The following is a 21,666-nucleotide window of genomic DNA, read 5'->3' as shown; positions in this document are numbered from 1 at the left end:
GGCGGCACTGCGTTTGCCCGGCCTACAAAACCCGTAGGCCCGGTAAGCGAAGCGCCACCGGGCAAAGGAAGGGTTACTCCCAGAAATCCCTGGCGGGATCGAGCACCGGGCGAATGATGCCCGCACGCACCGTAAAGTCGCCGAAGCCTTCACCCGCTTCGCGCTCTTTCGCCCAGCGCCCGACAAGCTCGTCGATGGAATCAAGAATTTCCGGCTCGGTGATGTTCTCGCGGAACATACGCGGAATACGCGTGCCGATACGGTTACCGCCCAGGTGCAGGTTATAGCGCCCCGGCGCTTTCCCCACCAGGCCCAGCTCAGCGAGCATCGCACGACCGCAGCCGTTCGGGCAGCCGGTGACGCGCATAACAATATGCTCGTCCGGAATGCCGTGTTTTTCCAGAATCGCTTCCACTTTGTCAGTGAAGGACGGCAGGAAACGCTCCGCTTCGGCCATCGCCAGCGGGCAGGTCGGGAATGACACGCAGGCCATCGAGTTTTCACGCTGCGGCTTCACCGCATCCATCAAGGCGTGTTCGCGCGCCAGCTTCTCGATCTTCGCCTTCTGGCTTTCCGGCACGCCGGCAATGATCAGGTTCTGGTTAGCCGTAATGCGGAACTCACCTTTATGGATCTTCGCGATTTCCAGCAGACCGGTTTTCAGCGGACGCCCCGGATAGTCCAGGATACGGCCGTTTTCGATAAACAGCGTCAGATGCCATTTATTGTCGATGCCTTTAACCCAGCCAATACGATCGCCGCGGCTGGTGAATTCGTAAGGGCGAATCGGCTCAAATTTGATGCCCGCACGACGCTCCACTTCCGCTTTGAACGTCTCCACGCCCACGCGCTCCAGGGTATATTTGGTTTTCGCGTTTTTACGGTCGGTACGGTTACCCCAGTCGCGCTGGGTTGTGACCACCGCTTCCGCCACGGCCAGCGTATGCTCAAGCGGCAGGAAGCCGAACTCGCTCGCGGTGCGGGCGTAGGTTTTCTTGTTACCGTGTTCGATGGACAGACCGCCACCCACCAGCAGGTTAAAGCCCACCAGCTTGCCGTTTTCGGCAATCGCCACGAAGTTCATGTCGTTGGCGTGCAGATCAATATCGTTCTGCGGCGGGATCACTACTGTGGTTTTGAACTTACGCGGCAGGTAGGTCTGGCCGAGGATCGGCTCTTCATCCGTGGTCGCGACTTTTTCCTGATCGAGCCAGATCTCTGCATACGCGCGGGTACGCGGCAGCAGGTGCTCGGAGATCTTCTTCGCCCACTCGTACGCTTCGGCATGCAGCTCGGACTCATACGGGTTAGAGGTGCAGAGCACGTTACGGTTCATGTCGTTAGCGGTCGCCAGCGCGTCCAGCCCGACGGAGTGCAGCATCTGGTGCACCGGCTTCACGTTCTTCTTCAGAATGCCGTGGAACTGGAAGGTCTGACGGTTGGTCAGACGGATGCTGCCGTAGATCGTGTTTTCACCGGCAAACTTGTCGATGGCCTGCCACTGTTTGGTGGTGATTACCCCACCCGGCAGACGGCAGCGCAGCAGCATCGCATGACGCGGCTCCAGCTTCTGTTCCGCACGTTCGGCACGAATATCACGGTCATCCTGCTGGTACATGCCGTGGAAACGGATCAGCAGGAAGTTGTCGCCTTTGAAACCGCCGGTGAGACCGTCATTCAGATCTTCAGCAATGGTGCCGCGCAGGTAGTTGCTTTCCAGCTTCATGCGCTCGGCGTCTGTCAGTTTACCTTCGACCACCAGTGGCCCTGGATGTTTTTCGCTCATTAGTAGACATCTCGCTGATAACGGCGCTCAACGCGCAGCTCACTTAAAAATTCATCCGCCGCTTCGGCATCCATACCGCCGAACTCGGCAATCACTTCCAGCAATGTCTGCTCAACGTCTTTCGCCATGCGATTGGCATCGCCGCAGACATAAATGTGGGCACCGTCATTGATCCAGCGCCACAGCTCTGCGCCCTGTTCGCGCAGTTTGTCTTGTACGTATACTTTTTCTTTCTGATCGCGAGACCAGGCCAGATCGATGCGGGTCAGTACGCCTTCTTTGACATAGCGCTGCCACTCCACCTGGTAGAGGAAATCTTCCGTAAAGTGCGGGTTCCCGAAGAACAGCCAGTTTTTACCCGGCGCACCGTCTGCCGCACGCTGCTGCATAAAGGCGCGGAACGGCGCAATACCAGTCCCCGGGCCAATCATAATGACCGGCGTTTCCGGATTCGCAGGCAGGCGGAAGTTGTCGTTGTGCTCGATAAAGACGCGCACTTCGCCCTCTTCTTCTACGCGGTCAGCCAGGAAGCCCGATGCTCCACCCGTACGGGCGCGGCCTTCGATGTCGTAGCGCACTACGCCCACGGTGATATGCACTTCGCTCTCCACCTCGGCCTGAGACGAGGCAATGGAGTACAGGCGTGGGGTCAGCGGACGCAGCAGGCCGATCAGCGCCCCGGCATCCAGCTGCGCCGGAGAGAAACGCACCATATCGACAATCGGCGTCGTCGCCGCGTAATGCTGCAGCTTCGCTTTGTCGCCCACCAGCGGCAGCAGGGATTCACTGCGGGTTAAGGTGGCGTAATTTTCGACGATGTTCGGCGTGTTGACCGTCAGCTCGAAATGCCACTGCAATGCTTCAGAGAGGGGCAGCGTTTTGCCTTCCACGGTGACCGGTTCGTCGCCTTTCAGCCACAGCAGCTCAACCAGCTCTTTCACCAGCGCCGGATCGTTCTGATACCAGACCCCCAGCGCATCGCCAGGCTGGTAGCGCAGGCCAGAGTCACCGAGATCGATTTCGATATGGCGCACGTCTTTTTCAGAATCGCGGCCGGTAATTTTCTGGTTCACCGACAGGCTCGCGATCAGCGGTGCCTCTTTGGTGTACGGACTGGTGTGGATGTCGTTGACCGCACCCGTCGCGGTGAATGCCGCCTGCGCCGACGTCGCTTTTGGCACGCGGGCTTTCAGCACCTCAACGATACGGGCACGCCATTCTGCTGCGGCGGTCTGGTATTCGACATCTGCGTCAACGCGGTCCAGCAGGCGCTCCGCGCCGAGCTCCGCCAGCTTACTGTCGAAATCTTTCCCGGACTGGCAGAAGAATTCATAGGAGGTATCGCCCAGGCCAAATACGGCAAACGCCGTGCCGTCCAGTTTTGGGGCTTTTTTCGAGAAAAGGTACTTATGCAGCGCCACCGCTTCTTCAGCGGGTTCACCTTCACCCTGGGTAGAGGCGACAACCACCAGCAGTTTTTCCGACGCGATTTGCTTAAATTTATAATCCCCGGCGTTGACCAGGTTCACGTTCAGTTTGGCGGCCAGCAGGTCGTCACGCAGTGCTTCAGCCACGCGGCGGGCATTGCCTGTTTGCGAGGCGGAAATCAGGGTAATGGCCGGAATTTCAACGGCTGTTGCCGGTGCCCCCGCCACAGCGCCAGGCTGCTGATTGAGCATTCCCCAGAAATAACCGGAGACCCAGGCAAGCTGAGTGGGAGAAAAGTCAGAGGTGGCAGCCTGAAGACGCGCCAGTTGCTCCGGGTTAAGGGGAAGCAAATTTGAAGGTGGGGCCTGTGTTGTCATGCGTCGTTATGTTCCAGTAGCAAAGCGGAATTTATGCAAAAAGACCAAACTAGAGATAAGGTTAACGGCGAGGATAATAACAATTAAAGAAGGGATGGAAATAATAAATAACCAAATGGACTAACCTGTTTTGGTTGTCATGCTTAGCGATAAAACCGATTAATTAACCTTCTGAAATTGTTAAATAAAAACCATATAAAACCGCTTTTAATGCAAGCTCAGGCTTCAGAGCCGTTTTAGTTAATGCGAAAAATTGTGCTTTCCGGTACTATGCGGCGGTTTTTTCCGCATTACTGAGAGCGATCATGTCCACCACACTGTTTAAAGATTTCACCTTCGAAGCTGCCCACCACCTCCCGCACGTTCCTGCAGGACACAAATGCGGCCGGCTGCACGGGCATTCGTTTATGGTGCGTCTTGAGATCACCGGTGAAGTTGATCCGCATACCGGTTGGATCATGGATTTTGCCGAGCTGAAGGCTGCATTCAAACCGACTTACGATCGTCTGGATCACTACTATCTGAACGATATCCCGGGTCTTGAAAACCCGACCAGCGAAGTGCTGGCGAAATGGATTTGGGATCAGATGAAACCGCAGGTTCCGCTGCTGAGCGCGGTGATGATCAAAGAGACCTGTACGGCAGGCTGCGTGTATCGCGGCGAGTGATGCTTGCCGGGTGGCGGCTTCGCCTTACCCGGCCTACGAAAGCCTCGAAACCCCGCCCCGGAAAGCGCTAACGCCACCGGGCTTTTTTTCAGGCGATATTCAGATACTTGTGCGTCTGCATCGACAGGCGCCAGTTGCGCGCAATGCAGGTTTCAATGCACAGGCGCGTCGCGTCCTCTTTCTGGCTGATAGGCTGCAGGGCGATCACCCGCTGCTTTTCATCCGTCAGCGTCGCCAGCAGTTCATCCAGCGCTTCAATATCACGCACGCGTCCCACCGGATGCTTAATCTCATCCGCGCGCTCCAGCGCCTGAGACAGCACATCATATCCGCCGCGCATATTCACTTTCGGCGATACCGTCACCCAGGTGGTATGCGAGCAACGCACTTCATGGGTGCCGCTGGTTTCAATCTGACAGCTGTAGCCGTTCTTTTCGAGCAGCTCGGTCAGCGGGGTCAGATCGTGAATGCAGGGTTCGCCGCCGGTGATCACCACATGGCGCGCCGTCCAGCCCTGACGACCAATGATGGCCAGCAGATCTTCTGAACTGCCCGCGCCCCACTTATCGCTCTCTTTGGTTTTCGCCAGAATGCTAAACAGCGACACTTCCCGATCTGCGAGCTTATCCCACGTATGTTTGGTATCACACCAGGCACAGCCAACCGGGCATCCCTGTAAACGGATAAAGATAGCGGGAACGCCGGTAAAGTAACCCTCGCCTTGCAGGGTCTGGAACATCTCGTTAATCGGGTACTGCATAGTCATCTCAGTAAAGGGGATAAACGATAAGTATCGCAGATCCCCGCCGGATGGTCATGCTCCATCGGTGCTTTGCGCGTCAATCGCCGCCATAAACCGTTCGGTAATTTGCTGTGGACGGGTGATCGCGCCGCCGACGACAACCGTATGCGCGCCCAGCGCCAGACACCTGGCCGCACGCTCGGGCGTATCCACGTTGCCTTCAGCCACCACGGGAATCGTGACGGCCGCCAGCACCGCCTTGAGGAACGCACAGTCATTTTCCGGAAGAGCATGGCCCGCGGTGTCCGCCGTATAGCCATAAAGCGTGGTGCCGACGCAATCAAAACCTAACGCCTGCGCCGTTACGGCTTCCTCTGTTGAGGAAATATCCGCCATCAGCAATACCGTGGGGTAGCGTGCGCGGATACGCGTGACCAGGGCTTCCAGCGATTCACCGCCGGGGCGTGCCCGCGCCGTCGCATCAAGCGCGATGATCTCCGGAGAGACGGTCATAAGCTCATCCACCTCTTTCATCGTCGCGGTGATAAACACCTCGCTGTCGGCATAATCCCGCTTGATGATGCCGATAACCGGCAACGACACCTGCTGTTTAATGGCCACGATATCCACTACGCTGTTGGCGCGTATGGCGGCAGCTCCGCCCTGCGCCGCCGCCAGCGCCATTCGCGACATAATAAACGGGCTATGCAGGGGTTCGTTTTCCAGCGCCTGACAGGAGACGACCAGTTTTCCCTTCAGGGTATCCAGTACAGTTTTCATTACGATAAGATCTCTTCCACTTCGTTTTTGATAATCGTGACGTGCGGGCCATAGATGACCTGAACACCGTTTCCGCGCACGATAACGCCGCGCGCGCCGGTGGCTTTCAGCGCCGCGTCATTCACTTTGCTGCCGTCTTTTACCGTGACGCGAAGACGCGTTGCACAGCAGTCCACCTCTTCCAGATTGTCTTTTCCGCCTAATCCGGCAATCACCGCCGCGGCGCGATCGCTTTGCGGGAGAGTCACCTCGTCAGATATCGTCTCCTTTTCACGGCCCGGCGTGGCAAAATCAAAGCGGTTAATCAGGTAGCGGAACGTGAAGTAGTAGAGGAAGAACCACGGCACGCCGACCAGCGGAACGAACATCCAGTGGGTTTTGGCCTCCCCCTGCAAAATGCCGAACAGCACGAAGTCGATAAAACCGCCGGAGAAGGTTTGCCCGATGGTGATATGCAGCATGTGCGCCAGCATGAATGCCAGCCCGTCAAACAGCGCATGGATGACGTACAGCACCGGTGCGATAAACAGGAAGGAGAACTCGATGGGCTCGGTGATCCCGGTCAGGAACGAGGTCAACGCCGCTGAAAGTAACAGCCCGGCAACGCGTTTTTTGTTCTCGGGTTTTGCCGTGTGATACATCGCCAGACACGCTCCGAGCAGGCCAAACATCATCGTAATAAAGCGCCCGGACATGAAGCGTGACGTACCTTCATAGAACTGACGCGTCGCAGGGTCGGCCAGCTGGGCGAAGAAAATTCGCTGTGTGCCTTCAACAAGGTGACCGTTGACCATCTCACTGCCGCCGAGCGCGGTGGTCCAGAACGGCAGATAGAAGATGTGGTGCAGCCCAAACGGGCCCAGCATGCGTAGAATAAAGCCGTACAGCAGCGTCCCCAGATAACCGGTGGCATCCACCAGCCCGCCCAGACCAAAAATCAGTTTCTGAAAATGCGGCCAGACCACGGTCATTGCGGCACCGACGAGGATCGCCGCCAGGGAGCTGATAATGGGAACAAAACGTGAGCCGCCAAAGAACCCGAGAAACTGCGGAAGCGCAATCTTATTAAACCGATGATGAAGCGCGCAGGTCACCAGTCCAATCACCACGCCGCCAAACACGCCGGTTTCCAGCGTCTGAATGCCCAGCGTCATGCCCTGTCCCACGGCTCCCGGGTTCTCGTGCGCCAGCTTGCCGGTGAGGATCAGCAGCGCGTTGATGGTGGCATTCATCACCAGAAATGCGAGCAACGCCGCCAGCCCAGCCGTACCCTTATCACTTTTGGCCAGCCCGACGGCCACCCCAACGGCAAACAGCACCGGGAGGTTCGCAAAGACGATTGAACCTGCGCTGCTCATGATGGTGAAAATCGCCTGTAGCCAGCCCATATCCAAAAACGGATAAGCCGTCAGCGTATTAGGATTCGATAGCGTACCGCCTATTCCCAGCAGCAGACCCGCCGCAGGCAACACGGCGATGGGCAACATGAAGGATTTGCCAAAGCGCTGCGCTTTTTCAAACCATCCGCCCGAAGAAGCCCCACTGAACATTTGCATCATTTTTTCATCCCCCCTTTCATGGATGAAAATTTTTACCACATTAATATTTAATAGTGAAAATTATCATCATAAACCAGGAGCCCGATCATACTTTTTCGAAATGACTGGCATCTTTCCCCCGCTTTCCGCCACACTAGGCGCAGAGAAATGCATTAAGGACGTGGCATGTCGGATCATGAAAACCTGCTGCTGAAGCTCCGCCAGGAGGCTTCCGGGTACAGCCCAACACAACAAAAACTCGGTGAGTTTGTCCTCAGCGATCCTGCCCGGGTGCTCTACCTGACGATCACCGAGCTGGCCCGCGAAAGCCATACCAGCGAGGCCAGCGTCACGCGTCTTTGCCGCACGCTGGGCTGCAAGGGCTATAACGAATTCAAGATGGCGCTTGCGCTGGATATTCAGCAGGGCCAGCCCGCGCGTCAGGCCGGGGACGAAATTGATAACGTCGTGGAGGAATCGGTGCAGGCTTTGCAGGATACCGCCCGACTCCTCGACCGCGCGCTGCTGGGAAAGGCCGCGCTGGCGCTGCATCAGGCACAGTCCGTGCAGATTTACGGCGTTGCGGCCAGCGCCATACTCGGGGAGTATCTGCACTATAAGCTGCTGCGGCTGGGCAAACCGGCGCAGCTGTTTAGCGATATGCACCGTGCGGCCATGAATGCGACCACGCTTTCAAAAGAGACCCTGGTGGTGGCCATCTCCAGCTCCGGTTCAACGCGGGATTTGCTTCACGTGGTGAAACTGGCCCGCAAGCGCGGCGTTACGGTGCTGGCGCTCAGCAATACGCCACGTAGCCCGCTGGCATCACTGAGCGATATGCAGCTGGTGGCCGCCAAACCGGAGGGACCACTGAGCGCAGGCGCGCTCAATGCTAAGGTTGGGGTTATGCTGCTGGTTGAGCTGCTGACCACGTCCATGATTGCGCTGGACGGTCATTACGGGGACGTTAGCCAGCAAACCGCCAGCGCCACGCTTCCTCTGTTACTCTGAAAACCCTTCGCAGGCTAAATAAAATAGCCTGCGGTTAATATCATCTGATTTGCGTTAAGCTCTATTTAAATGATTTATTCAGTAAATGTTTGGTGTAACAAAGTATTTTATTAATTACATTTTGAATTATGCTTAACACGCTGACACACCCATTTAAATCACTTTAAAATCAGATAATTAAAATATAATAGTTAATAAATTGAATTTTTATCCCAGCCGCAATGTCCAATATCTCCACCTGATTTCCTTTCCTTAAAATAAGCTTAAGAGGCCGTCGGTTTCGGCGTTTTATTATTTAAATGCCGTTTACTTTTGCACGCCTACAATCCGCCTCATCAATCATAATGAGACGGTATTAATGAAAATGTTAATGATTACAGGCGTGACGGGGTTTCTGGGCGGTGCAGTACTGGAAAAAGTGCTAACCGGCGATCAATCCGTGAAACTGCTTTTGCTCGCGCGAGCCGGCGATGCGCAGAGCGGGCTGGAGCGGGTGCTGGAGAACATGCGCAAGTTTAACGTTCCCGAAGATAAACTGGCCTCCCTGAGTGTGGAGAATATCCTTATTGGCGATCTCAGCCAGCCGGAAGCCTTCCTGAACGATCCGCGTCTGGATCAGGTCACACATGTCGTTAACTGTGCGGCCGTTGCCTCATTTGGAAATAACCCGCTGATCTGGAAGGTCAACGTAGAAGGTACTCTGGCGCTGGCGCGCCGCATGGAGCAGGTTTCAACGCTACAGCGTTTCCTCCACGTCGGCACGGCAATGTCATGCACGCCTGAGCAGGATTCCCTGGTCGCCGAAAGCGCTGAATTCAGAGAGAATGCTGAACATTTGGTGGAATACACCTGGTCGAAGTCAACCATCGAACAGCTGATGCGCCAGGCGTGTCCAGACCTGCCGCTGCTGATTGCCCGTCCGTCCATCGTTGTCGGCCATACCCGCCACGGCTGCACGCCATCGAGCAGCATTTTCTGGGTCTTTAGCATGGGTCTGATGCTGCAGAAGTTTATGTGCTCCATGGAAGACCGAATCGACGTTGTTCCGGTGGACTACTGCGCCGATGCACTGTTAATGCTGCTTCACAGCAACGCTCGTCCGGGGGAAGTGGTGCATATTTCGGCGGGTGAAGAGAACAGCGTTCGCTTTGCGGATATTGATAATGCGATGGCGCAGGCGCTGGAGAAAGCCCCCGTGGGTGATAAATATGCGCAGGTCAGCTACGAAACGCTGGTCAGAATGCGCCGCGAGCTGAAGGACATTTTTGGCCCGTGCAATGAACGTCTGATGCTCAAAGCCATGCGGTTATACGGTGCGTTCGCCACGCTTAACGTGCGCTTTAGCAACGACAAGCTGTTGAGCATGGGGATGCCGAAGCCACCCCGGTTTACGGATTATATCGCCCGCTGCGTGCAAACCACCCGGGGGCTGACCATACCGGAACAAATGGCGGTCGACTTCAAATAGACAAAAAAAATGCCAGTCATTCGACTGGCATTTTCATTTTAAGGCTTAAGCAATTATGCCTGGCCTTTGATCTCTTTACGGCCGTTGTATGGTGCTTTTTCGCCCAGCGCTTCTTCGATACGAATCAGCTGGTTGTATTTAGCAACACGGTCAGAACGGCTCATAGAACCGGTTTTGATCTGGCCTGCAGCGGTACCCACAGCCAGGTCGGCAATGGTAGCGTCTTCAGTTTCGCCAGAACGGTGAGAGATAACAGCGGTGTAGCCAGCGTCTTTCGCCATTTTGATCGCAGCCAGAGTTTCGGTCAGGGAACCGATCTGGTTGAATTTGATCAGGATGGAGTTAACGATGCCTTTCTCGATGCCTTCTTTCAGGATCTTGGTGTTGGTTACGAACAGGTCGTCACCAACCAGCTGGATTTTGTCGCCCAGTACTTTGGTCTGGTATGCGAAACCAGCCCAGTCAGACTCGTCCAGACCGTCTTCGATAGACACGATTGGGTACTGTTTGGTCAGGTCTTCCAAGAAGTGAGTGAACTCTTCGGAGGTGAACGCTTTGTTACCTTCGCCAGCCAGAACGTATTTACCGTCTTTGTAGAATTCAGATGCTGCACAGTCCATCGCCAGGGTGATGTCTTTGCCCAGCTCGTAGCCCGCTGCTTTTACCGCTTCAGCGATAACAGCCAGAGCTTCTGCGTTAGAACCCAGGTTTGGCGCATAGCCACCTTCGTCACCCACAGCGGTGTTCATGCCTTTCGCTTTCAGCACTTTCGCCAGGTTGTGGAATACTTCAGAACCCATACGAACCGCTTCTTTCAGGGATTTCGCGCCAACTGGCTGAATCATGAATTCCTGAATATCAACGTTGTTGTCTGCGTGCTCACCACCGTTGATGATGTTCATCATTGGTACAGGCATGGAGTATTTGCCTGGGGTGCCGTTCAGCTCAGCGATGTGCTCGAACAGTGGCATACCTTTCGCTGCTGCAGCCGCTTTGGCGTTCGCCAGGGAAACCGCCAGAATGGCGTTTGCACCGAAGTTAGATTTGTTTTCAGTACCGTCCAGATCGATCATGATCTTGTCGATGCCAGCCTGGTCTTTGGCGTCTTTGCCAATGATTGCCTGAGCAATCGGACCGTTTACAGCGCCAACCGCTTTCAGTACGCCTTTACCCAGGAAGCGAGATTTGTCGCCATCGCGCAGTTCCAGCGCTTCGCGGGAACCGGTAGAAGCACCTGATGGAGCAGCAGCCATACCAACGAAACCACCTTCCAGGTGAACTTCGGCTTCAACGGTCGGGTTACCACGGGAGTCGATGATTTCACGACCGATGACTTTAACGATTTTGGACATTAGATTTTCCTCAGTACAAGTTAAACTAAAACTCCAGACAAACAACGCGTACCAAAGGTACGCGTTGCCGTTCTAACTTTTTTTACTTCGCCTGACGCTTCTGGTAGTCGCTGGCGGCTTTCACGAAGCCTGCAAACAGCGGATGCCCGTCGCGTGGCGTTGAAGTAAATTCCGGGTGGAACTGGCAGGCAACAAACCACGGATGATTTGGCACTTCGATGATCTCGACTAACTGATCATCCCCGGAGCGGCCCGCAACACGCAGACCCGCAGCTTCAATTTGTTTCAACAACATGTTGTTGACTTCATAGCGGTGACGATGGCGCTCGGTGATGACCGGCTCGCCATACAGCTTGCGAACCACGCTATCGTCAGTCAGCTGGCACGCCTGTGCGCCAAGACGCATGGTGCCACCCAGATCGCTCTTCTCGGTACGGACTTCGACGTTACCTTCTTCGTCACGCCATTCAGTGATAAGCGCCACCACAGGGTACTTACAGTCTGGCACAAATTCCGTAGAGTTCGCGTTTTCCATTCCCGCTACGTTGCGCGCAAATTCGATCAGCGCAACCTGCATACCCAGACAGATGCCGAGGTATGGAATATTGTTTTCACGCGCATAGCGCGCGGTGGCGATCTTGCCTTCTACACCACGGTAGCCGAAGCCGCCAGGGATAAGGATAGCATCCAGATCTTTCAGGATTTCAACGCCACGCGTTTCAACATCCTGTGAATCAATCAGCTTGATGTTCACGGAGACACGGTTCTTCAGACCACCGTGTTTCAGCGCTTCAATCACTGACTTATAGGCATCTGGCAGCTCGATGTACTTGCCAACCATACCGATAGTCACTTCGCCTGCCGGATTGGCTTCTTCGTAAATAACCTGTTCCCATTCAGACAGGTTAGCTTCCGGACAGTTCAAGCTGAATCGTTTACAAATATAATCGTCCAGGCCCTGCGATTTCAACAGGCCCGGGATTTTATAAATGGAATCGACATCTTTCATTGAAATAACGGCTTTTTCTGGCACGTTACAGAACAATGCAATTTTCGCACGTTCGTTCGCCGGAACCGCACGGTCAGAACGGCAAACCAGGATGTCTGGCTGAATACCAATAGAGAGCAGCTCTTTGACAGAGTGCTGAGTCGGCTTGGTTTTCACTTCACCTGCAGCGGCCATGTAAGGCACCAGGGTCAGGTGCATGAACAGCGCGTGTTCACGGCCAATGTCTACCGCCAGCTGACGAATCGCTTCCAGGAACGGCAGGGATTCGATGTCACCCACGGTCCCGCCGATTTCAACCAGCACCACGTCGTGGCCTTCGCCACCCGCCACAATGCGTTCTTTGATAGCGTTAGTGATGTGCGGAATAACCTGAACGGTGGCACCCAGGTAGTCACCACGGCGCTCTTTACGCAAAACGTCGGAGTAAATACGGCCCGTCGTAAAGTTGTTACGACGCGTCATTTTGGTGCGGATGAAACGCTCGTAGTGGCCAAGATCCAGATCGGTTTCAGCGCCGTCTTCAGTAACGAACACTTCCCCGTGTTGGATTGGGCTCATGGTGCCCGGATCGACGTTGATGTACGGATCCAGTTTCATCATGGTCACATTGAGGCCACGGGCTTCAAGAATGGCTGCGAGGGAGGCTGCGGCAATGCCTTTACCCAGAGAGGATACGACCCCGCCGGTCACAAAAATATAGTTCGTTGTCATGCTGAACCTGAGAAGTTAGGGTGAAACGATGGAATAACCAGGACGGGAAAGTAGTATACCCGAACACGGCGAGCGCCACAAACTTTCATTCTCCGTCTCCATTCCAGGCCATGACAAACATAAGGAGTGAGAAAATAGCCCCTTTTGGGTAAATGTTTTTGACGCAAATCAAGCGCTTGTCATTTAAAAAATCACACAAATTGCGCTTGATCGCAAAATTCCGTTAGAGATCAGATTCCTGGCGTTTTACTTCCTGCCAGACTTCTTCCATGGCTTCGAGGTCAATTCCGCTCATTTCCAGGCCCCGCGAGGCCACAATCCGCTCGACTTCGCGAAAGCGTCGTTCGAATTTTATGTTTGCTTTTTGCAGGGCGGTTTCCGCTTTTACACCCAGGTGGCGCGAAAGGTTGACGGTCGCAAACAGCAGGTCGCCCATCTCCTCTTCGAGCTTTGCTTCATCCACCACCGCCTGCTGCGCTTCATGCATCACTTCGTCAATCTCTTCGTGCACTTTATCCAGCACCGGGCCAAGCGAGGTCCAGTCAAAACCGACGGCGGAGCAGCGTTTTTGAATTTTATGCGCGCGCATCAGCGCGGGCAGGCTCATCGGGATGTCATCCAGCGCAGAGTGCTGAGATTTTTCTGCCCGTTCGGCGCTTTTGATTTGCTCCCAGCGGGCCAGGACTTCGCTGCTGTTCCCTGCCGTGGCGTCACCGAAAATATGGGGATGACGGCGCTCCAGCTTGTCGCTGATGGCGGCGCAGATATCGTCAAAGTTAAAGCGCCCTTCTTCCTGCGCCATTTGCGCATAGAACACCACCTGGAACAGTAGATCGCCCAGCTCGCCGCGCAGGTCGTCAAAATCTTCACGGGAAATGGCGTCCAGTACCTCGTAGGTCTCTTCAAGGGTGTACGGAGCGATGGTGGCGAAAGTCTGCTCTTTGTCCCACGGGCAGCCGTTTTCCGGGTCGCGCAGGCGTTTCATGATGCCGAGCAGGCGGTCGATTTGAGTCATAATCTGTTCCATTAAAAAACAAGCCGGGTAGCGGCAAAGCCTTACCCGGCCTACATAAGAAAGTGCAGTTAACCGCCGTGCAGACGACGCGCGTCAATCACATCCGGCACCTGGTTCAGTTTACCGAGCACGCGGCCCAGCACCTGCAGGTTGTAGATTTCGATGGTCATATCAATGGTGGCAAGCTGCTCGCGGGTATCGCTGCGGCTGGCGACGCCCAGCACGTTGACCTTCTCGTTGGCAAGAATGGTGGTAATGTCGCGCAACAGACCGCTTCTGTCGTTCGCGGTGACGCGAACCACCAGCGAGTAACCGGCGGAATAGCTCTCGCCCCAGACCGCTTCCACAATGCGCTCCGGTGCGTGAGACTGCAGCTCGGCAAGCTGATCGCAGTCGGAACGGTGAATCGAGATCCCGCGCCCCTGAGTGATAAAGCCGACGATGTCGTCACCCGGAATAGGCTGGCAGCAGCGGGCAATGTGGTGCATCAGATTGCCCACGCCCTCGACCACCACGCGACCGTTGTCTTTGCTGCGCTGCTGCGGCGCATAGGTTTTTTGCTGCAGCTGTTTGAGCGCCGCCGCGTCCTGCTCTTCCGCGCTTGGCTTATTAAACTGCGCCTGCAGGAAGTTCACCATCTGATTCAGACGGATATCACCGCCGCCAATGGCCGCTAACAGCTCATCAAGCTCGTTGAAGTTGTAGCGCGGCAGCAGGAATTTCTCCGCCTCTTTCAGGCTTATCCCGATGTGCTCCAGCTCGTCGTCAAGGATCTGGCGACCGGCAAGGATATTCTTGTCACGATCCTGTTTACGGAACCAGGCGTGAATCTTCGAGCGCCCGCGGCTGGTGGTGACATACCCCAGGTTTGGGTTAAGCCAGTCCCGGCTCGGGTTGGGCTGCTTCTGGGTAATGATTTCAATCTGGTCGCCCATCTGCAGCTGATAGGTGAACGGTACGATGCGTCCGCCAATTTTGGCCCCGATGCAGCGGTGCCCCACATCGCTGTGGATGTGGTAGGCAAAATCGAGCGGCGTAGAGCCGGCCGGCAGGTCGACAACGTCGCCTTTTGGGGTAAAGACATACACCCGGTCGTCAAAGACCTGGCTGCGCACTTCGTCGAGCATCTCGCCGGAGTCGGCCATCTCTTCCTGCCACGCAATCAGCTTACGCAACCAGGCAATACGGTCTTCGTGACCAGAACGCGCCCCACCGGAGGTGCCTTCTTTGTACTTCCAGTGCGCGGCGACGCCCAACTCAGCGTCTTCGTGCATCTGTTTGGTGCGGATCTGAATCTCGACCGTTTTCCCACCCGGACCAAGCACAACAGTATGGATAGACTGGTAGCCGTTCGGTTTGGGGTTGGCGACGTAGTCATCGAACTCGTCCGGCAGATGGCGGAAGTGAGTGTGCACTATCCCCAGCGCGGCGTAGCAGTCCTGCAGACGCTCCGCCACGATACGCACGGCGCGCACGTCAAACAGCTCGTCAAAGGCGAGGTGTTTCTTCTGCATTTTGCGCCAGATGCTGTAGATGTGCTTAGGACGGCCGTAGACTTCGGCGCGCACGTTCTCTTCTTTCATCGCCTGACGTAAGCCGCCGACAAAATCCTCAATATAGTGCTCGCGGTCGATACGGCGCTCGGCAGGAGTTTGGCAATGCGTTTGTATTCCGCCGGATGCAGGTAACGGAAGCAGTAGTCTTCCAGCTCCCATTTGAGCTGACCAATCCCTAAGCGGTTCGCCAGCGGTGCATAGATGTTGGTACACTCTTTGGCCGCCAGCACGCGCTCGTCTTCCGGCGCATCCTTGACCTCGCGCAGGTGGGCAATACGCTCGGCGAGCTTGATGACCACGCAGCGGAAATCATCCACCATGGCCAGCAGCATCCGGCGGACGTTATCGACCTGTTCTGAGGAGACGGAGTCAGTATGTGCGGCTTTAAGCTGGCGGATGGCCGCCATATCGCGCACGCCGTGGATCAGCGCGACAACGGATTTTCCGACGCTGTCGCGCAGCACCTCTTCGGTGACCACGTCCGCATCGGCAAGGGGGAAGAGCAGCGCGGCCTGCAGCGTTTCGATGTCCATATTCAACATGGACAAAATTTCAACCATCTCCACGCCGCGCCACAGCAGAAGATCGGCGTCAGGATGCCCCTGCGTGGTGCGCAGACAATAGGCCCAGGTTTCGGTTAAGCGTTCACACGACTGCTGGCTGGAAATTCCCAGACTTGCGATCCATTTTTGTGGGTCAAATTCCCCAGCTTTATTGAGATGTGCACTTCTTACCGCAACCATTGTCCTCTCCTTTAGGGACCTGGGCCTGTCGAAGTCGACAAGCCAAACTCATTATATATGTTCGAACAACACCATGGATTCCAGATGCCCAGTGTGCGGGAACATGTCCATCATTGCCAGACGCTGAATCTGGTAACCCGCGCTGACTAATGCCTCGCTATCTCGGGCAAGCGTTGCCGGGTTACAGGAAACATAGACCACACGCTTTGGCGCGAGTTTAATAATATGCTGCATTACACCCGGGGCGCCTGCACGCGCCGGGTCGAGAAGAATTTTATCAAAGCCCTGCTTAGCCCACGGCTGTTGAGTGACATCTTCCTCAAGATTTTGATGAAAGAATGTCACATTTTGCAAGCCGTTCTGTTGGGCGTTCTCCCGCCCTTTCGCCACCAGCGCGTCGACGCCTTCGACGCCCACGACGCTGGCCGCGTTGCGGGCCAGCGGCAGGGTGAAGTTGCCCATTCCGCAGAACAGGTCAAGCACCCGATCGCTTTTCTGAACATCCAGCCACGCCAGCGCTTTCTCCACCATCTGCTGGTTAACGCCATCATTCACCTGAATGAAATCCCGTGGACTGAACGTTAAGCGTAGCCCGTTTGACGCATACCAGGGTGCATCACCGGTAACCTGCTCAAGTATCTCGCTTTGTGGTGCAAGGAAAAGCGCCAGGTCGTGGGAATGCGAAAAGCGTTCCAGTTTTTCGCGGTCTTTTTTCGATAATGGCGCCGTATGGCGCAGCACCATCAGCGGGCCATTGTTTGCCATAACCAGTTCAACATGCCCGAGGTGACGAACGCCGTCCAGCCCGGAGAGGCAGGTGCGTACGTCCGGCAGCAATGCCTCAAGTTGGGGCACCAAAATGGGGCACTGCTTCACATCAACGATGTCGCTGGACCCGGCCTTGCGAAACCCCATCTCCAGATGCGCCGTTTTTGGCTGATAGCTCAGACTCAGACGTGCACGGCGGCGGTAGCCCCATGGCTCACCGGCAATGACCTCGTTCACTTCATGTTTAAGCAGACGCGCCAGGGCGTTGCTTTTACTTTTTTGCTGTAATTCTGTGCTCGCATGCTGTTGCTGGCAGCCGCCACAGACGCCAAAATGCGCACAGCGAGGCTTCACACGCTCGGGGCTGTCGTTGAGACGACGCTTAACCTGCCCCCGTGCGAACTGACGTTTGTCTTCCGTCAGCGTAATTTCTGCTCGTTCTGTTGGCAGTAAACCTGTTATAAACAGAGCCTTACCATTGTGACGCGCCACACCCTGGCCAAACGGATCCAGGTCCGTGGCTTCAACAGTGATGATTTGACGCGTCGTCACGCGTCGCTTTGCAGAGTAGAATTGCGCCATCGCCGGGAATTTTCTCACATAAACATAATTATCTTAATTGTCCCATAACGGAACGCCATGACCAACTACAGCCTGCGCGCGCGCATGATGATTTTGATCCTCGCCCCCACCGTTCTCATCGGTTTGCTGCTGAGTATCTTTTTCGTGGTGCACCGCTATAACGATTTGCAGCGACAACTGGAAGATGCAGGCGCCAGCATCATCGAACCGCTTGCCGTCTCCAGCGAGTACGGCATGAACCTGCAAAACCGCGAATCCATTGGTCAGTTAATCAGCGTACTCCACCGCCGACACTCAGACATCGTACGCGCCATTTCCGTTTACGACGAACACAACCGGCTGTTTGTCACCTCGAATTTTCATCTTGACCCGGCGGCGCTGAAGATCCCGGACGGTACGCCCTTCCCGCGCCATCTCACCGTATTGCGGCGCGGCGATATCATGATCCTGCGTACGCCCATCGTGTCGGAAAGCTATTCCCCGGATGAGTCCGCGCAATCTGATGCCAAATCCAGCGATAACATGCTGGGATATGTGGCGCTGGAGCTGGATCTCAAGTCGGTTCGGCTACAGCAGTACAAAGAAATTTTCATCTCTGGCGTGATGATGCTGTTCTGCATCGGCATTGCGCTGATCTTCGGCTGGCGCCTGATGCGCGATGTGACGGGGCCTATCCGTAACATGGTCAACACGGTTGACCGCATCCGCCGGGGACAGCTCGACAGCCGGGTGGAAGGCTTTATGCTGGGCGAGCTGGATATGCTGAAAAACGGCATCAACTCGATGGCGATGTCGCTGGCGGCGTATCACGAAGAGATGCAGCATAATGTGGACCAGGCCACGTCCGACCTGCGCGAAACGCTGGAGCAGATGGAGATCCAGAACGTTGAGCTGGATCTGGCGAAAAAGCGTGCTCAGGAAGCGGCACGTATTAAATCAGAATTCCTTGCCAATATGTCGCACGAGCTACGTACGCCGCTCAATGGCGTGATCGGCTTTACCCGCCTGACCCTGAAAAGCGAGCTGAACCCGACTCAGCGCGATCACCTGCACACCATTGAACGCTCGGCCAACAACCTGCTGGCAATCATCAACGACGTGCTGGACTTCTCCAAGCTGGAAGCGGGCAAGCTTATCCTGGAGAGTATTCCTTTCCCGCTGCGCAGCACGCTTGATGAAGTAGTGACGCTGCTCGCGCACTCGTCCCACGATAAAGGCCTTGAGCTGACGCTGAACATTAAAAACGATGTGCCGGATAACGTCATTGGCGATCCGCTGCGCCTGCAGCAGGTCATTACCAACCTTGTCGGGAATGCCATTAAGTTCACCGAAAGCGGCAACATCGACATCCTGGTCGAAAAGCGCTCTATCAGCAGCAACAAGGTGCAGATTGAAGTTCAGATCCGCGATACGGGCATCGGTATTCCGGAGCGGGATCAGTCGCGTCTGTTCCAGGCGTTCCGACAGGCCGACGCCAGTATCTCCCGCCGTCATGGCGGTACTGGCCTGGGTCTGGTGATCACGCAACGCCTGGTGAACGAGATGGGGGGCGATATCTCTTTCCACAGCCAGCCGAACCGCGGCTCAACCTTCTGGTTCCATATCAATCTGGACCTCAACCCGAACGTGCTGACCGATGGCCCGGTGACGGACTGTCTGAAAGGGAAGCGTCTGGCCTACGTGGAGCCGAACGCGGCGGCAGCGCAGTGTGCGCTCGATATTTTAAGCACCACGCCGCTGGAGGTGATCTACAGCCCGACCTTCTCCGCCCTTGCCGTTGAGCACTACGACATTCTGCTGATGGGCATCCCGGTCACCTTCACAGGCGAACTGACCATGCAGCAGGAGCGGCTGGCGAAGGCCGCGTCAATGACCGACTATCTGCTGCTGGCGCTGCCCTGCCATGCGCAGCTCAATGCCGAAGAGTTGAAAAATGACGGCGCCGCCGCGTGTCTGCTTAAGCCGCTCACCTCGACCCGCCTGCTGCCCGCGCTTACGGAGTATTGCCGTCTTAGCCAGCATGCCCTTCCGCTGATTGACGAAGAGCAAAAACTGCCGATGAGCGTGATGGCGGTAGATGATAATCCGGCCAACCTGAAGCTCATTGGCGCACTGCTTGAAGACCAGGTACAGCATGTTGAGCTGTGTACCAGCGGCGCGCAGGCGGTTGAACAGGCGAAGCAGATGCAGTTTGATTTAATCCTGATGGATATTCAGATGCCGGGCATGGATGGCATTCGTGCCTGCGAGCTGATCCACCAGCTGCCGCACCAGCAGCAAACCCCGGTGATTGCGGTCACCGCCCATGCGATGGCTGGCCAGAAAGAGAAGCTGCTGAGCGCCGGGATGAATGATTATCTGGCGAAGCCAATCGATGAAGAGAAACTTCACAACCTGCTGTTACGCTATCAGCCGGGTCATATTGGCGGGACGTACACGGTATCCAGTGAGCCGGTTGAGCTCAGCGTCAATCAGAACGCGACGTTTGACTGGCAGCTTGCGCTGCGCCAGGCGGCAGGTAAACCCGATTTAGCCCGCGAAATGCTGCAAATGCTGGTCGCGTTTCTGCCGGAAATTCGCAACAAGGTTGAAGAGCAACTGGTGGGTGAAAACCCGGAAGCGCTGCTGGAAGCGATCCACAAGCTGCACGGCAGCTGCGGCTACAGCGGTGTGCCGCGGCTGAAAAACCTCTGCCAGTTGCTGGAGCAGCAGTTGCGTGCAGGGACCCCGGAATCAGAGCTTGAACCGGAGTTCCTGGAGTTACTGGATGAAATGGATAATGTGACGCGGGAAGCGATGAAGGTGTTAGGGAACTGAGGTGGGTACGGCTTGATTTTCCCCTCACCTCGGCCCTATCCCCAAAGAGGCGAGGGTGTATAAAGTCCCCTCTCCCCTTTGGGGAGAGGGTTAGGGTGAGGGGGGAAACTACATCCCCTGCCCCACTTTCAGCACCGCCGCGATATTCCTTGCCGCCATCCTGACGTTCTCGCTGGCATTTTCCAGCGCGTCTTCCAGCGAGCAGATGGTGTAGATCACGCTGAACACCGCATCAATGCCGTGATCGTGTACCACGCCAACGTCCGCCGTCAGGCTCCCTGCGATGCCGATGACGGGTTTGTTAAAGCGTTTCGCCACTTTCGCCACGCCCACCGGGACTTTGCCGTGGATCGTCTGGCTATCAATACGCCCTTCCCCCGTGATCACCAGATCCGCATCGGCCACCTGATCGGCCAGATGTAGCGCATCGGTCACAATCTCAATACCCTGGCGCAACTGCGCGCCGCAAAAGGCGTACAGCGCGGCGCCCATGCCCCCCGCCGCGCCACCACCTGCCAGGTTCAGCACGTCGATATCCAGATCCCGGGCAATGACTCGCGCATACTGAGCAAGCGCGTTGTCCAGGGTGACGATCATTTCGGGTGTGGCCCCCTTTTGCGGACCAAATATGGCTGACGCCCCCTCCTTTCCGGTCAGGGGATTGGTGACGTCGCAGGCGACCTCAATCCGGCACTCCGCCAGACGTTGATCCAGACCACTCAGGTCGATTCGCGCGAGTTTTCCCAGCTCGCGCCCGCCCAGGCCAAGGGACTCTCCACTGGCATCCAGCAGTTTCGCGCCCAGCGCCTGCACCATTCCGGCTCCGCCGTCGTTGGTCGCGCTTCCCCCGATCCCGATGATGATATGCTTAACGCCTGCATCCAGAGCGTGGCGGATAAGTTCCCCCGTGCCCCAGGAGGTCGTTTTCAGCGGATCGCGCTGCGCAGGCGCAACGAGCTCCAGACCGCTTGCCGCCGCCATTTCAATAAAGGCGCTTTGCTCGTCACCGGAGATCCCGTAAAACCCTTCCACCCGCTCGCCCAGGGGACCGGTCACCGGAACATGCACCATTCGCCCCTGGGTTGCCGCGATCATCGCCTCAACCGTGCCTTCGCCACCGTCCGCAACCGGCAGCTTGACGTAAACCGCCTCGGGAAAGATCTCGCGGAAACCACGCTCTATCGCTGTCGCGACCTCGAGCGCACTTAAACTTTCCTTATACGAGTCCGGTGCGATAACAATTTTCATAAGCCATCCTTACGCATAGTCGTTACGTTAAGCATACACCACGTAAAGAACCGCCCATGGGAGCGGT

Annotated in this window: 14 protein-coding genes and 1 pseudogene; 4 read left to right on the top strand and 11 right to left on the bottom strand. The window is 56.0% G+C overall.

The features are described 5' to 3' along the window. Nucleotides 1-73: 73 nt before the first annotated feature. The gene (gene cysI / locus LDK53_RS10850; RefSeq protein WP_059384993.1) at nt 74-1,786 is read right to left on the bottom strand and encodes an assimilatory sulfite reductase (NADPH) hemoprotein subunit; all 1,713 of its coding nucleotides are present in this window, start codon (nt 1,784-1,786) and stop codon (nt 74-76) included. After that, nucleotides 1,786-3,591: an NADPH-dependent assimilatory sulfite reductase flavoprotein subunit gene (gene cysJ / locus LDK53_RS10845; protein WP_225287207.1), complete on the bottom strand. Its 1,806-nt coding sequence runs from the start codon at nt 3,589-3,591 to the stop codon at nt 1,786-1,788. The genes cysI and cysJ overlap by 1 nt, the downstream gene beginning before the upstream one ends. Nucleotides 3,592-3,896: 305 nt before the next feature. On the opposite strand from cysJ, the gene queD reads away from it, so the two are divergent. After that, complete coding sequence (queD, locus tag LDK53_RS10840; RefSeq protein ID WP_025757064.1) at nt 3,897-4,259, top strand: 6-carboxytetrahydropterin synthase QueD; 363 nt, start codon at nt 3,897-3,899, stop codon at nt 4,257-4,259. A gap of 88 nt (nt 4,260-4,347) precedes the next feature. On the opposite strand, the gene queE is transcribed toward queD, so the two are convergent. The 3 genes from queE to LDK53_RS10825 are packed head-to-tail and all read right to left on the bottom strand — an operon-like array spanning nt 4,348 to nt 7,340. Further along, a complete protein-coding gene (queE, locus tag LDK53_RS10835; protein WP_023309006.1) occupies nt 4,348-5,019 on the bottom strand; it encodes a 7-carboxy-7-deazaguanine synthase QueE in 672 nt (223 codons plus the stop codon). Nucleotides 5,020-5,073: 54 nt separating this feature from the next. Beyond that, nucleotides 5,074-5,781: an N-acetylmannosamine-6-phosphate 2-epimerase gene (locus LDK53_RS10830; protein ID WP_225287191.1), complete on the bottom strand. Its 708-nt coding sequence runs from the start codon at nt 5,779-5,781 to the stop codon at nt 5,074-5,076. After that, on the bottom strand, nt 5,781-7,340 hold the full coding sequence (locus LDK53_RS10825) for a maltose/glucose-specific PTS transporter subunit IIC (RefSeq protein ID WP_225287189.1): 1,560 nt from the start codon (nt 7,338-7,340) through the stop codon (nt 5,781-5,783). Before LDK53_RS10825 ends, LDK53_RS10830 begins: the two co-directional genes overlap by 1 nt. Before the next feature lie 165 nt (nt 7,341-7,505). Between LDK53_RS10825 and LDK53_RS10820 the strand changes: the two genes are divergently transcribed. Further along, nucleotides 7,506-8,330: a MurR/RpiR family transcriptional regulator gene (locus tag LDK53_RS10820; protein ID WP_225287188.1), complete on the top strand. Its 825-nt coding sequence runs from the start codon at nt 7,506-7,508 to the stop codon at nt 8,328-8,330. 358 nt (nt 8,331-8,688) lie between these two features. Further along, nucleotides 8,689-9,798 carry an SDR family oxidoreductase gene (locus LDK53_RS10815; RefSeq protein ID WP_225287185.1) on the top strand — a complete coding sequence of 370 codons (1,110 nt, stop codon included), beginning with the start codon at nt 8,689-8,691 and terminating at the stop codon, nt 9,796-9,798. Between the two features lie 53 nt (nt 9,799-9,851). Here the strand turns inward: LDK53_RS10815 and eno are convergent, their stop codons facing one another. The 5 genes and pseudogenes from eno to rlmD all read right to left on the bottom strand — a co-directional run bounded on the left by eno (nt 9,852) and on the right by rlmD (nt 17,534). Beyond that, nucleotides 9,852-11,150 carry a phosphopyruvate hydratase gene (gene eno, locus LDK53_RS10810; protein WP_024909267.1) on the bottom strand — a complete coding sequence of 433 codons (1,299 nt, stop codon included), beginning with the start codon at nt 11,148-11,150 and terminating at the stop codon, nt 9,852-9,854. Between the two features lie 82 nt (nt 11,151-11,232). Continuing rightward, nucleotides 11,233-12,870 (bottom strand): glutamine hydrolyzing CTP synthase, encoded by a 1,638-nt coding sequence (gene pyrG, locus LDK53_RS10805; RefSeq protein ID WP_025757058.1) that lies wholly within the window; start codon nt 12,868-12,870, stop codon nt 11,233-11,235. A gap of 223 nt (nt 12,871-13,093) precedes the next feature. Continuing rightward, nucleotides 13,094-13,885: a nucleoside triphosphate pyrophosphohydrolase gene (mazG, locus tag LDK53_RS10800; RefSeq protein WP_047959371.1), complete on the bottom strand. Its 792-nt coding sequence runs from the start codon at nt 13,883-13,885 to the stop codon at nt 13,094-13,096. Between the two features lie 68 nt (nt 13,886-13,953). Next, nucleotides 13,954-16,184 (bottom strand): annotated as a pseudogene (gene relA / locus LDK53_RS10795) (GTP diphosphokinase). Nucleotides 16,185-16,235: 51 nt separating this feature from the next. After that, a complete protein-coding gene (gene rlmD, locus LDK53_RS10790) occupies nt 16,236-17,534 on the bottom strand; it encodes a 23S rRNA (uracil(1939)-C(5))-methyltransferase RlmD (protein WP_225287174.1) in 1,299 nt (432 codons plus the stop codon). 57 nt (nt 17,535-17,591) lie between these two features. Here rlmD and barA point away from each other — a divergent pair, with 57 nt between their 5' ends. Next, complete coding sequence (gene barA / locus LDK53_RS10785; protein ID WP_095449224.1) at nt 17,592-20,351, top strand: two-component sensor histidine kinase BarA; 2,760 nt, start codon at nt 17,592-17,594, stop codon at nt 20,349-20,351. Between the two features lie 108 nt (nt 20,352-20,459). Here the strand turns inward: barA and LDK53_RS10780 are convergent, their stop codons facing one another. After that, nucleotides 20,460-21,599, bottom strand: coding sequence for a glycerate kinase (locus LDK53_RS10780; RefSeq protein WP_025757054.1), 1,140 nt, complete (start codon nt 21,597-21,599; stop codon nt 20,460-20,462). Between the last annotated feature and the right edge of the window lie 67 nt (nt 21,600-21,666).

It is taken from the genome of Enterobacter sp. K16B (genome assembly GCF_020216105.1).
GTDB classification, from domain to species: Bacteria; Pseudomonadota; Gammaproteobacteria; order Enterobacterales; family Enterobacteriaceae; genus Enterobacter; species Enterobacter sichuanensis.
Note: the sequence above shows the minus strand (reverse complement) of the source record. Positions and strands in the feature narration are given on the sequence as shown.